Origin of the sequence: Amycolatopsis sp. GM8, assembly GCF_021653975.1 — a bacterium.
Classification (GTDB): Bacteria; Actinomycetota; Actinomycetes; order Mycobacteriales; family Pseudonocardiaceae; genus Amycolatopsis_E.
The window spans coordinates 134963-147012 of sequence record NZ_JAJKFK010000002.1; the positions used below are offsets into that span (position 1 = coordinate 134963).

The following is a 12050-nucleotide window of genomic DNA, read 5'->3' on the forward strand; positions in this document are numbered from 1 at the left end:
GCCTTAGTCACCGCTGAGGTCGATGCCGTACAGCGCCGCCGCGTTGGCCGAGGAGAACCGCTGACGTTCCTCGTCGGAGGCGAAGTGGCCGAGGAACGCATGAATGTCCTCTTTGGACGGATGTTGAAAGGGGTAGTCGGTGGAGAAGATCAGCCGGTCGACCGTGGTCACCGACAGGGCGTGGTGCAGCAGCGCGGGATTGAGCATGCCGGACGTGGTGATGAAGAAGTTCGACCGGATGTAGTCCGACACCGATCGTGGCAGGCCGGCGACGCGGGCCAGGCCGTCGGCCCGGTCCAGCCAGAACAGCAGCATCTCGCCCCAGTGGCCGAGCACGATCTGGAGGTCCGGATGCCGGTCGAAGGTGCCGCGCAGGATCAGCCGCAGCGCCGCGGTCGCGGCGTCCAGATGCCAGCCCCAGCCGAAGGTGGCGAGGGCGAGCTCCGTCGTCGGGGCGAAGCCGCGATAGGAGGCGTCGCGCAGCGCCGGCGAGGGAATTTGTGGGTGGATGAACACAGGTTGCCCGAGTGCGGCCGCGGCGGCGAAGAAGTCGTCGTAGACCGGGTCGTCGAGAAAGGTGTCGCCGGACCGGCCGTAGACCATGGTCCCCACATGGCCGAGGCCCGCGGCGCGTTCCAGTTCGCCGGCCACGTCCTGGGGTGACGACATGGGCAGCGTCGACAGCGACCGGAACCGGGTCGGATGGCGGCGGACGGCCTCGGCGGCGAGGTCGTTCGCCGCGCGGCTGAGGCGCACCGCCTCCGCGGCGGGCAGCGGCTGGGTTCCCGGCGGGGTCAGGGCGAGCACGGACACGTCGATGCCCTGGGCGTCCATGGCCGCGATCCGGCCCGCGCCGAGGTCTTCCAGCCGCTGCCGGTGGTCGCCCATCTCGTTGAAGGCCAGACTTTCGTCGCGCAGGGGCTCCGGCATGGCGGTGAGCGCGGCAGTCAGCTCAGGCAGGATCCAGTGTTCTTCGATGGCGATGAGCGTCATGGTGGTCATCCTTCTGTGGTGTTGGCGGTCGCGAGGGTCTGGCCGCGGTGGACTGCGGGGTCGGTGGATGCGATCGCGCGGGTGAGCACCGCGAGCACGGCCAGGATGGCCATGGTGATCGCCATCGGAATCGCGGAACGGCCGTTGCCGAGGCTGACGACCGGCGTGATGAGCGCGGCGAGCCCGAACTGGGCCGCGCCGAGGACGGCCGAGCCCGCGCCGACGGCGTGCGGCACCGCGTCCAGGGCGATCGCGGTGGCTGGGCCGAGGATGAACCCCAGCGACGAGACCACGAAGAAGATCGGCACGGGCAGCCAGGCGACACTGATCGGCAGCAGTGCGACGGCGAGGACGGCGAGCGAGGCGATGACCAGCCAGGCGACGCCGATGGTGAGAATCCGCTGCGGGTCGCTGCGGCGTAGCAGCCGGGACGCGGCCGCGCTGCCGGCCACCAGGCCGAGCGCGTTGAGTGCGAACAACAGCCCGTAGCCGACGGCGCTGACGCCGATGACCGTCTGGTACAGGAACGGCGACGCCGAGATGTAGGCCATCATCACCGAGAACGAGAAGACGAAGGTGGCGGTGGCCGCCAGGTAGGTGCGGCGGCCCAGCCTGCGAAATCCGCCGCCACGAACGGTTTTCCGGCGCTCGCGCGGCAAGCTCTCCCGCACGATCCCGGCCGACCCGGCGAGCATGGCGACGGCCAGGCCGGCCAGCACGGCGAGCACCCCGCGCCACTGGATGTGATCGACCAGCAGGCTGCCCAGCAGTGGGGCGACCACCGGGGCGAGCCCGCCGACGATCATCATCAGGCTGAACGCGCGGGCGGCGGCGCGGCCGGTGAGCAGGTCGGCGATGATCGCGCGGCCGATGACCATGCCGGCCGCGGCGCTCAGCCCCTGCACGAGGCGGGCGCCCAGCAGGACGGCGATCGTGGGTGCGAACGCGGCGAGGACGCTCGCGGCGACGAAGGCCACCGCACCGACCAGTAATGGTCCGCGCCGCCCGTAGCGGTCGGACACCGGTCCGAAGACGAGCTGCCCGGCGGCGAGCCCGAGCAGGAACGTCGTGAGGGTCAACTCGATGGCCGTGTCGCTGGTGCGGAGGTCGACGGCCATCCGCGGAAAGGCCGACAGATAGAGGTCGATGCCGAACGGCGCGACGCTGGCCAGCAGGGCGAGCATGAGCAGCAGCGGAACGGCGATGGTGTCGCGGGGCGGAGCGTTCACCACATCTCCTGTCAACTGATAACTATCAATTGACAGCTACGATAGCATCGCAGGGTGGACGAAGCGCAACAGTCGGAGTTGTTCGAGCTGGCCGACCTGATCCTCGCGGTCAGCCGGCTCATCCACGCGTCCAAACAGGACGCTTCCGCCGGCGAATCGTGGACACCTCTGGAAAGCGCGGTGATGCGGTTCATCGACCGGAACCCGGGCACGTCGGCCAGCGCGGCGGCGGAGTCGACCCAGCTGATCTCCAGCAACTTCAGCCGCGCGGTGCGGGGGCTGGAGAAGAAGGGCCTGGTGCGCCGCGAGGTCGACGCCCACGACGCGCGACGGGTACGCCTCTATCCGACCGAACGGGCCCAGGAGAACCTGAACTGGCTCAAGGATGTGTGGAGCCGCTTGCTCGACGGGATCGTGACCGATCCCGAGGAGATCCAGACGATGACCTCGAACCTGCGCCGCATCGAGACCGAACTGGTCGCGCGAACCCGGCGGGGCGGTCTCAACGCAGGAGCGCGTGAAGCTCCCGCGCACCCCGGAACAGCCACCCGGCCGGGTTCGGGGGCTGTTCCGGGTCCAGCCTGATGTCGGGGAACGCCTGGAAGAGCTCATCGAGGGCGATCCGGGCCACCTGCGGCGCGTACGCGCTGCCGACGCAGCTGTGCCTGCCGATACCGAAAGCCAGGTTCGGGTGCCGCTCCCGGTCGAGGTCGTACAGACCACCGTCGTCGAATTCCGACTCGTCGACGTTCGCCGAGCCGTAGATCAGCCAGAGGTGGTCGCCGGCCTTCACATCCTGTCCACCGACCGACAGGTCGCGCGCGGCGGTCCGGGAGGCCCCGCCGTACAGCGGGCTCATCCACCGCAAGCCCTCGGCGATCGCCTTCTGGAGCAGCCCGGGATTCTCGATGACGCGCCGCATCTGCTCCGGGCGGGTGGTCAGGCCGAGGAAGGTCGTCCCGCACGCGTGTCCCGGTTCCTGCAGGCCGCCCAGGAACAGCACCAAAGTGGAAGGCAGGAGGTACTCGACGTCCCGCATCTCGCCCTCGGGCAGGCCGGCCCGGAAGAACTGACCGACGGGGCCGTCGGTCGGGTTTTCCCGTTCTCCGGCGTGCAGTTCGGTGAGGTAGGCACGAACCTCCTCGCGCACGACGTCTGCGTCGTCGAAACCGTGCGGATCGAGGAATTCCCCGTTCTCGTCGGTGATGTTGGCGGACCCGAGCGCCAGGGTGTGGAACCACCGCTGGAGCGTGTCGGCGGTCAGGTCACGGAACCCGAGCGCGTCGGCGACACTGAGCACGCTGACCGGTTCGAAGTAGTCGTGCATGAGTTCGCAGCCGCGCGCCGCGTCGAGCTTCGCGCACTGCTCGCGCGCCAACGGCCTGATCCGCTCTTCCAGCCGGTGTTTGAAGGACTTCGCCTGGAACTGCCCGCCCACCGCGAGGCGGAGGTCGGCGTGGGTGGCGCCCTCGGCCCCCAGGATGAGCGGCGTGCCGAACAGGCGTGCCTCCATCACATTGGTGCCGCCCGGGAAGTCCTCGGCATTGGTGGCGACCTCCCGGCAGAGCTCCCAGTTGCTGACGAACCACGCGCCGAGCGCCGGGACCCAGGCGACGGGCTGCTCTTTGCGGAGGCGCGTGAAGATCTCGTCGGTCTGCGCGTCGAGTTCCGGGACCGTGAGACCGCTCAGCCACTCGCCGTGCGGAGTTCCCTGGAGCCGGTGATCGTCGTTGATCTGGTGGGTCATCTGCCTGCCTTCCTAGGGGGATCGGTCAGAGATCTAGATCGAGCTGTGCGGTCGCGGCCCGCGAGACGCAGGGGAACATGACGCGCCCCTCGTCTCGCTCGGTGTCGTCGAGGATGCTGTCCTGGTGATCGGGCGTTCCCGCCAGGACATCCACTTCGCAGGTGCCGCAGATGCCGCTGCGGCAGGAGGAAAGAATGTCGATTCCGTGGTCTTCGAGGACGTCGAGGAGTGACGACTCCGGCGGGACCCGCAGCGACAGCCCACTGCGGATCAGGTTGACGGTGAACTCGGTCGCCGCGGTGCCCGGGCTCGCGCCCACGAACCTCTCCAGGTTCAGGTCGACACCCCCGGTGGTGTCCGCGAGTGACCGGAGCCGGTCCAGCATCGGGGACGGCCCGCAGGCGTAGAGCGACGCGCCGTCGGTGGCGGCGCGCTCGACGATCGCGGGAAGGGGCAAGAGGCCAGCCTCGTCCTGCGGGTACAGCACGACGCGGTCCCCGATGCCGGCCAACTCGTCCGCGAACGGCATCAGCTCCCGGGACCGCCCGCCGTAGTGGAGAACCCAGTCCGCGTCCCGTCGCCGCAGGGTACGGATCATGGCCAGGATCGGGGTGATCCCGATACCTCCCGCGAGCAGCACATAACGGGACGCGGAGTCCGCCAGGCAGAAGGTGTTGCGGAGGCCCACAAGCCGGACGCGGTCACCCTTCCGCAGGTTGTCATGCAGGTACCGTGAACCGCCCCGGCCTTCGCGCTCCCGTAGCACCGCGATGCGGTAGCTCTCCCGGTCCCCCGGGGTTCCGCACAGCGAGTACTGCCGCACCATGCCATTGCCGAGCTCGATGTCGACGTGGCTGCCCGCCGTCCAGTCCGGCAACGCGGACCCGGCCGGCTCGACCAATTCCAGTTCGACGACGCCGTCGGTCAGCCGACGGCGCGCGGAGACATCGAGATCGATGGGCAAGGACATGGCAACGTTGCCTTTCCACTCATCGTCAGTGGGTGGTTCGACCCGAGGCCGCAGGTTCAGGATCGTGGCGCGAGTTCGTACCGTTTGGTCAGCCAGGCCGCGATTTCCGCGGCGGCCAGTTCGTTGGCGGTGGGTTCGCCCTCGGCGATGGGCCCGCCGAAATGCAGACCGCGGACCTGGGTGGTGCTGAGGTCTTCCGCGCCGAGCGCGTCGATCATCCGGCGGGAATCATCGGGGAACGCGGCCTGGTCACCGGTGAGCCCCACAAACAAGGTCGGGACGGTGACGCCGGGCGCGCAGCGGACGAAATCGGCGTTGGAGCTGAGCCCGGACCAGGTCGACAGCCATGCTTCCGGGGTGGTGAGCCGCCCGAATCCGACCTGCCCGTAGTTGATCAGGTCGGGCCGCTTGCCGAACAACGATCCGTACGGGCGGTCGCTGGGATCCAGTGACAGATCGACGTTCCGGGGATCGGCGTCGGTCCGGTACACGGTGATGATCCGCGGCGCCAATGAGCGGCGCCGGTGGACCGCGTCACCGCTTTTCTTGAACGCGGCGCGAGCCTCGGCGGCGCGGGCCAGATGGTCGCGTGCGACGGCGTCAATGCGCGCGACACGATCGCGTTGCGCGGCGCGATACCGCGCCAGGAACTCAGACTCGTAGGAGGAACTCGCCGGGGGCTCGGCGAACCCGTTCGCCGGGTCGAACAGGTCGAGTTCTCCCACCACGGACATCGGGTCGCGCTCGTCGGCCACCGAGGGGTCGATGCACCCGAGCAGCAACCGCCCCTGGCCTGGATGTGGGGCGAGGAAGATCGCGCCGTCGGCGACAGGCAGGTCGGCGTCGGCAAGCGCGACGGGACGACCGCCGGGCGTGGTGCCAATGCGCTCAGCCGCAGGCAATCCCGCCTGTTCGAGATAGAAGGCGTACAGCGTGCCCCCGCCCGAATGGCCCAGGGTGACGATCGACGTGAAGCCGTTGTCCCGCAAGAACACCATGCCCGCGGCGACATCGAGCAGCGCCTGCTCGTGGACCAGCGTGAGGTCGTTGTTCACCGACCGCGTCTGCTGGGTCCACACCGCGGCGCCGGCGTCGAGGAGCAGCGGGACGAGCGGGTGATGCGTGACGTCCTGACGCGGATGCATCAGGCAGACGACCGTTGTCGCGCCGGGCACGGTGGTGAGCACACCGCGGACGGTCGCACCGTCCACAGTGGTCAGTCCGTGCACCGACGTAATGGCGTTGTCAGGGCGATCACCGGCGGCGAGGTACCGGCCGGCGCCGAGCCGTTCGGCGCTCGTCACGCTCGCTCCACGCGCAGGGCGTCCTTGTCGTGCTGGGTGATCCGGCTGTCCCTGGCGACCCCGGCGACGGCGCTGTACCAGACGGCGTGGCGGCATCCGGTGGCGCGGCGGTCGATCACGATGGGGCCCGGTGCGCTGATCTCGAAGTACGGACCGATCCGCCCGACAGTCACCGCCGGATCCTCGCCCGCGACCTTGGCGACGGGGGTGTTCTCCGGGACGTCGAGGACGTACAGGGTGGTCACCGCCCGGCCTCCTGGCGGCTGCGCGCCGACTCCCACTTCGCGGCCCGTTCCACGATCAGTTCCGCCTTGCGTGCCAAGAGCTTGCCGAACGCCGGTTCCGGCTCGGCCATGATGTCGAGCAGTGCGTCGATGGTCAGGTTCGCGTCCAGGTCCTCCTGCGGGGTGACCGGGCGCATGGCGCGGGTGATCTCGAACATGTAGCCGTTCGGGTCATGCGTGTAGATCGATTCGATGGTCTCGTGCTTGATCTGCATTTCGACCGGCCAGTCGCTGGCGTCGAGCCGGCGCCGGTACTCCAGCAGGTCGTCCTCGTTCTCGACGTGGATCGCCAGGTGGCGCGATCGCACGAAGAATTCGGGCACCTCCGCGCCGAAACGCGCGTAGACATCGCCCTTCGCCCCGTCAGCGCCACCGATCCCCTTGTCGGTGCCGAAGTAGTAGAAGAACGCGATCCGGTCACCGTTGCCGATGTCGAAGAAGAAATGGATGAAATCCGGGTGGTCCTCCGGGCCCCAGCCCGCGGCGCAGATCGAATGCACGACCGGGAAACCCAGCACGTCCCGGTAGAACCGCACCGTCGCGACCGGATCGAAGGTCGGGAACGCCACGTGGTCGACGCCCCGCACCCGATGGTCCAACTCGGTCATGGCCAACCTCCTGCAGTGCTCGTATGCGCCCGTGTCCCGAACGGTACGCGCGATCAACGATTGAGTCAACAGTTTGACGCTTGAGACGATTCAATGGGCAGCAACGACCGTTCAATGGTGCGTGCGGGAAAACCGCTGGGAGATCAGGACTTGAGGATGCGCTCGAGGTGATCGATGTCCTGGCGGAGCATCTTCAGCGCGGCCTCTGGCCCCTCGCCGTCGAGCGTGTGCTGATCGGCCCGCCGCAGCGCGGCGATCGCCATTTCGGTCAGCTGTTCGGTCACGGCCTCGACGTTGTCGCGGCCGTCGGGGTTGAACCACCAGGCCACCCAGTTGCACATGCCCAGCACGCCCAGCGCCGCCACCCGCGCGTCGACGGGACGGAACTGCCCTGCCGTGATGCCGGCCTCGATGACCTCGGCGATCGTCCGCAGCACGGCGCGGCGGCTGTCGTCGTAGGCGGAGGTCAGCTCGGCCGGCAGCTCGGCCTCCGAGCGGATGAGCAGCCGGAACCTCGCCGGCTGGGTCGCCCGGCGGTGCACGATGATCTCGACCAGGGCCCGGAGCTGCCCGACCGCGTCGAGCTCCGTCGTCGCGACCAGTTCCCGCAGCTCGTTCAGCGGGCCGTTGGTCACTTCCGTGACCAGCTTCGCGAGCAGCTCGTCCTTGCTCTTGACGTAGTAGTACAGGGCCGGGCGGGTGATCCCGATCGCGTCCGCGATGTCCTGCAGGCTGGTCCCGGCGAACCCGCGCTCCGCGAAGAGCCGGGTCGCCTGCTCGTACATCTCGTTCTCGACGAGCTCGCGGCGGGCGGTCGTGGCACGCGCCGGGGCCGATTCCGCCTTCCGCCGAGCGGGCGTGCGCCGCGAACTGGTCGTCATGTCCACCATCGTAGGGGAGTCACGGCAGGCGGCCGGTTCATCGTGCCGCCGACACCGTTCGATCGGCTGCCAGGAGGTTGCCCGCGCCGGGGAGCACCGTCGGCAGCCCGAGGTGGCGCAACAGCGCGAACGCGCCCGCCGTCGCGGCCGAGAGGACGGGGAGCCCGAACTCCGCCTCGGCCGGTGCGACCAGGTCGAGCGACGGCATCTGCACGCAGGCGGAGATGACGAGCGCGTCGGCACCGGCGAGGTCCAGACCACGCGCGGCGGTCATGACCCGGTCCCCCGGGATGCAGCCGACCTCGGCGTTGTCGCCCACTTCGAGCGCGGCCCAGTCGAGCACCTCGAAGCCCTCGGACTCGAGATAGCCGACGACCTGTTCGGCCAGCGGGCGAAGATAGGGCGTGACCAGCGCGATCCGGCGGGCACCGAGCGCGGCGAGCCCTTCGACGAGGGCGCCGGCGCTGGAGAGCACGGCGGGACGGCGGCCGGTCTTGGCGAACTGCTCGGTGACGGCGGCCTCGGTGCGCTGATGCTCGCCGGGGCCCTGTGCCATGAGTGCGACGAGGCACGCGTACAACACCGCGTCCACGTCCGCGTCGGCCAGTTCGTCGATGCACCGCTCGCGTTGGGCGTTCATCGCCCGCAGTTCCTCCGGGGACACCTTGTGCATCCGCATCCGGCTGGAATGGAAGGAAAAACGCGCGTCGGCGTGCCGGGAGAGCAGCGCCGGAATCTCCGTTTCGACAGTGACGTTCGAACTGGGGACGACGAGTCCGATCCGGTGGGTGGTCACGAAATTCCTCCTGGACTGATCGCGCCGTGTTCGGCGGCGAGCTTTTCGACGATGTCGGCCTGCAGGCGCTTCTTGTCCATCTTCCCGACGAGAGTCCGGGGAATCTCGTCGATCAACTCGATGCGTTCGGGCCATTTGAACTTCGCGACCTGCAGGGTGGCGAAGTGCTCCTGGACATCGGCCAGGGTGATCGGCTCGCCGCGCACCACGACGTACGCGCAGGAGCGCTCGCCGAGCCGCCGGTCCGGCATGGCGACGACGGCCGCGCCCACGACCCGCGGATGGCGCAGCAACAGGGATTCCACCTCTTCGGCGTTGATCTTCTCGCCGCCCCGGTTGATCAGGTCCTTGAGCCGGCCTTCGATCGAGACGTAACGCTCGCCCTCGATCTTTCGGAGCGAAGCCAGGTCCCCGGTGCGGTAGAAGCCGTCGGAAGTGAACGCGTTCGCGTTGTGCGCCGCGGCGTCGAAGTACCCGCGCAACGTGTACGGGCCGCGGCAGCAGAGTTCACCCGTGTCCCCGTCGGGTACTTCGATCTCCGTGCCCGGTTCGAGAACGCGGATTTCGTCCAAAGGAGACAGTGGGGTGCCGACGGTCGTCGCGCGGGCTTCGCGCGGGGTGCCCGGGCGGGTCGAGATGAACATGCCTTCGCCCATACCGAACAGCTGCCCGGACCACAGTCCACGACGTTCGAGTTCGTCGAAGAGCGCGCCAGGCACCTTCGTCCCGGACAGCACCACCCCGCGTGCCGAACTCGTCGCGGCTTCGAACCCCGGCAGGCCGACGGCACCGAAGTGCCCGTGGCCGAGCAGGACGTGCGTGGCACGCTCCCGCGCCATCAAGGGCAACGACTTTTCCAGGTCCACGTTCCCGAGGACCAGGCACGCGCCGGCACTGTGCGGGCCGTGCACCGCGCACACGATCCCCGCGTTGTGGATGACCGGGATCAGGTGCGCCACCCGGCTTTCGGCGGTCCAGCCCCAGGATCGTGCGTACGCCACCGCGTTGTACCAGTACTCGGCGTGCAGCCGCGGGATCACCTTCGGCACCCCGGTCGTGCCGCCCGAGAGCTGGAAGACGGCGACGTCGTCGGGATCGATGCCGCGCTGGATCTCCTCCACGGTCTTCCGCGCGGCCAGCGGGTCGAGGTCTGCGCCCAGCGACTCGATCGCGACGCCATTGGCCTCCGTGGTCGCGCCGACCACCAGCACGTGCCGCAGCGTCGGATGATCCCGTTGCTGTTCGGCCGCGAACGCGACCAGGTCGAACCCCCGCGAATCCGCCTCGACCAGGTGCGCGACGGCGCCGACCCGGCGGCTGATCTCGCCGATCTCGTGGCCACGATGGGCGGCCAGCGTGCACACCGGCACCAACCCGGCCTTGAGCACCCCGTACCAGGCCAGGATCGCGCCCAGCCGGTTCGTCACCTGGAACAGCACGGGGTCACCGGGTTCGAGGCCCAATCCGGCCAGGCCCGCCGCGATGAGGTCCGTGCGCTCGTCCAGCTCGCGGAAGATGACCCGGCCGTCGAGCGCGACGACGGCATCGCGATCCGGATGGATCGCCGACACCGCATGGAGTTCGTCGGCGATCGTGCGCGTGCCCCACAGGCCCGCCTCGCGGTAGCGGGCCGCCAGGTCACCCGGGTACGGGACGACCCGGCCGGCCCATCGAGATGTGTTCATGCCTGCTCCTCGTTGAACGACACCAAATCACAGCGTCCGCTCACCAGCCCCGCGGCGAGATCGGCACGCAGCGCGGCCGGACCGTCGACGACGACGAGTCCGCCGACCTCGATCCGGACCCGCTCGGCCAGGTCCAGCCTGCTCAGCAGCGCGGCACGGTCCGCCGGACCGGTGAAACGGAAGCCATCGGTGCCATTCTCACGGGCTTGCCGTGCCCGGTCGACGACGGCGTCCCCGGGTTCGCCCCAGGGATCGGTGACGGCGACGGCGAGCGTCGTGCAGGTCGGTCCGCCCTCCCCGGGCTCGAGAACTCGTTGGGGGAACTCGGTTTCTCCGGACCGCAAGGGTTGTGCCAGCACCCAGTCGACGACGTCCTGCGACGGGGGTTCGGCGCCGGCGTAATGCTCCAGAGCCGCCGTGACGACATCCGGGCTGGTGGCGGCGAAGCGTTCCAGGGGAACATTTCCGGCCCTCGTCATGTAGGCGACCATCAGGCGCTCGGCGGGGAGGTGAAGCCGCGACGGGAACGACTCCCACCACAACTGGCTGCGCCGGGCCAGTTCCTGCAACCGTTCCACGGCCGGGCGGCGCACGGCCTCGTACCGGGCGAAAGCGGATTGCGCATCCGGTTCCTCGGCCAGCCCCTCGACCAGGGCGATCGCGTCCTCCATCGCCAGCTTCGTACCCGACCCGATGGAGAAATGGGCGGTGTGCGCCGCGTCGCCGAGCAGCACGGTCCGGCCATCGGACCACGTCTCGCACCGCACGGTGCGGAACCGCGTCCACCGCGTCCGGTTGCCGATGAGTGAATGCCCGCGCAGGCGTTCGGCGAACGCACCCTCCAGGTAGCGCAACGAGACCTCGTCGGAAGCGTCGGGCGGCGTCGCGTCCGTCGACCGGTCGAAGCCGGCGTGCCGCCACGTCTCTTCGTCCGTTTCGATCAGGAACGTGCTGCGCCCGTCGGAATAGGGATAGGCGTGTGTCACGAACACCCCGTGCTCGGTGCCGACCGGCGCGAAAACGGCGTCCGGCAAGGCGAAATCGGCACCGCACCACACGTAGAGTCCGCGTCCGACCTCGACGCTCTCACCGAATTGACCGGCGCTCCGGGTGGCGCTGTTGACTCCGTCGGCGGCGATCACGATGTCCGCGTCGAATTCGCCGGCCGTGCGGCGAGTTCCGTATTCGATCTGGACGCCCGCCTTTTCGGCGTGCCGCTGCAGGATGGCGAGCAGTTCGGTCCGCGCGATCCCGATCAACCGGTCGTTGTGCACGCGCGCGTCGCGGCCGCCGACCGCCATCGTCATGTCGTGCCGCCAGCCGGCCGCCACGATGTCGCGAAGGGTGTCGGCGTCGGCCGCTTCGAGGTTGCGCTGGGTCCCGGCCGCCAGCCCGACGCCGAAGCCGAACGTCTTGTCCGGCTCGCCCTGCTCGTAGACGACCACCTCACACGAGGGCTGAGTCAGCTTCAGCAGACGCGCGACGTAGAGGCCGCCAGGGCCCCCGCCGAGCACCACGGCACGGCGTACTCGCATCCCGACCTCCAGGTTCGA

12 protein-coding genes are annotated in these 12050 nt (G+C 69.2%); 1 reads left to right on the top strand and 11 read right to left on the bottom strand.

The annotated features are described in order from the left end of the window. Positions 1–3 precede the first annotated feature (3 nt). Positions 4–993: an amidohydrolase family protein gene (locus LOZ83_RS07860; protein WP_236789585.1), complete on the bottom strand. Its 990-nt coding sequence runs from the start codon at positions 991–993 to the stop codon at positions 4–6. A gap of 5 nt (positions 994–998) precedes the next feature. Then, a complete protein-coding gene (locus tag LOZ83_RS07865; protein WP_236789586.1) occupies positions 999–2222 on the bottom strand; it encodes a multidrug effflux MFS transporter in 1224 nt (407 codons plus the stop codon). A gap of 54 nt (positions 2223–2276) precedes the next feature. Between LOZ83_RS07865 and LOZ83_RS07870 the strand changes: the two genes are divergently transcribed. Beyond that, positions 2277–2807, top strand: a complete 531-nt coding sequence (locus LOZ83_RS07870; RefSeq protein ID WP_236789587.1) for a MarR family winged helix-turn-helix transcriptional regulator — start codon at positions 2277–2279, stop codon at positions 2805–2807. On the opposite strand, the gene LOZ83_RS07875 is transcribed toward LOZ83_RS07870, so the two are convergent. The 9 genes from LOZ83_RS07875 to LOZ83_RS07915 form a co-directional block, all read right to left on the bottom strand. Continuing rightward, a complete protein-coding gene (locus LOZ83_RS07875; RefSeq protein ID WP_236789588.1) occupies positions 2725–3969 on the bottom strand; it encodes a cytochrome P450 in 1245 nt (414 codons plus the stop codon). The genes LOZ83_RS07870 and LOZ83_RS07875 overlap by 83 nt on opposite strands. A gap of 25 nt (positions 3970–3994) precedes the next feature. Then, positions 3995–4939: a PDR/VanB family oxidoreductase gene (locus LOZ83_RS07880; protein WP_236789589.1), complete on the bottom strand. Its 945-nt coding sequence runs from the start codon at positions 4937–4939 to the stop codon at positions 3995–3997. A 56-nt stretch (positions 4940–4995) separates the two neighbouring features. Further along, positions 4996–6243 carry an alpha/beta hydrolase gene (locus tag LOZ83_RS07885; protein ID WP_236789590.1) on the bottom strand — a complete coding sequence of 416 codons (1248 nt, stop codon included), beginning with the start codon at positions 6241–6243 and terminating at the stop codon, positions 4996–4998. Next, entirely contained in the window at positions 6240–6488 is a 249-nt protein-coding gene (locus LOZ83_RS07890) for a hypothetical protein (RefSeq protein ID WP_236789591.1), read from the bottom strand. The genes LOZ83_RS07885 and LOZ83_RS07890 overlap by 4 nt, the downstream gene beginning before the upstream one ends. Continuing rightward, positions 6485–7135 (bottom strand): VOC family protein, encoded by a 651-nt coding sequence (locus LOZ83_RS07895; protein WP_236789592.1) that lies wholly within the window; start codon positions 7133–7135, stop codon positions 6485–6487. Before LOZ83_RS07895 ends, LOZ83_RS07890 begins: the two co-directional genes overlap by 4 nt. A 143-nt stretch (positions 7136–7278) precedes the next feature. Then, entirely contained in the window at positions 7279–8016 is a 738-nt protein-coding gene (locus tag LOZ83_RS07900; RefSeq protein ID WP_236789593.1) for a TetR/AcrR family transcriptional regulator, read from the bottom strand. 37 nt (positions 8017–8053) lie between these two features. Then, positions 8054–8812 (bottom strand): maleate cis-trans isomerase, encoded by a 759-nt coding sequence (locus LOZ83_RS07905; RefSeq protein ID WP_236789594.1) that lies wholly within the window; start codon positions 8810–8812, stop codon positions 8054–8056. After that, the gene (locus LOZ83_RS07910) at positions 8809–10497 is read right to left on the bottom strand and encodes a (2,3-dihydroxybenzoyl)adenylate synthase (RefSeq protein ID WP_236789595.1); all 1689 of its coding nucleotides are present in this window, start codon (positions 10495–10497) and stop codon (positions 8809–8811) included. Before LOZ83_RS07910 ends, LOZ83_RS07905 begins: the two co-directional genes overlap by 4 nt. Next, positions 10494–12032: an FAD-dependent monooxygenase gene (locus LOZ83_RS07915; RefSeq protein ID WP_236789596.1), complete on the bottom strand. Its 1539-nt coding sequence runs from the start codon at positions 12030–12032 to the stop codon at positions 10494–10496. The genes LOZ83_RS07910 and LOZ83_RS07915 overlap by 4 nt, the downstream gene beginning before the upstream one ends. Positions 12033–12050 lie beyond the last annotated feature (18 nt).

What these genes read in the sequence shown, in the direction of transcription:
- LOZ83_RS07910 (WP_236789595.1), bottom strand. Translation starts at nt 10,497, where the DNA reads ATGAACACATCTCGATGGGCCGGCCGGGTCGTCCCGTACCCGGGTGAC.
- LOZ83_RS07880 (WP_236789589.1), bottom strand. Translation starts at nt 4,939, where the DNA reads ATGTCCTTGCCCATCGATCTCGATGTCTCCGCGCGCCGTCGGCTGACC.
- LOZ83_RS07915 (WP_236789596.1), bottom strand. Translation starts at nt 12,032, where the DNA reads ATGCGAGTACGCCGTGCCGTGGTGCTCGGCGGGGGCCCTGGCGGCCTC.
- LOZ83_RS07875 (WP_236789588.1), bottom strand. Translation starts at nt 3,969, where the DNA reads ATGACCCACCAGATCAACGACGATCACCGGCTCCAGGGAACTCCGCAC.
- LOZ83_RS07895 (WP_236789592.1), bottom strand. Translation starts at nt 7,135, where the DNA reads ATGACCGAGTTGGACCATCGGGTGCGGGGCGTCGACCACGTGGCGTTC.
- LOZ83_RS07900 (WP_236789593.1), bottom strand. Translation starts at nt 8,016, where the DNA reads ATGACGACCAGTTCGCGGCGCACGCCCGCTCGGCGGAAGGCGGAATCG.
- LOZ83_RS07860 (WP_236789585.1), bottom strand. Translation starts at nt 993, where the DNA reads ATGACGCTCATCGCCATCGAAGAACACTGGATCCTGCCTGAGCTGACT.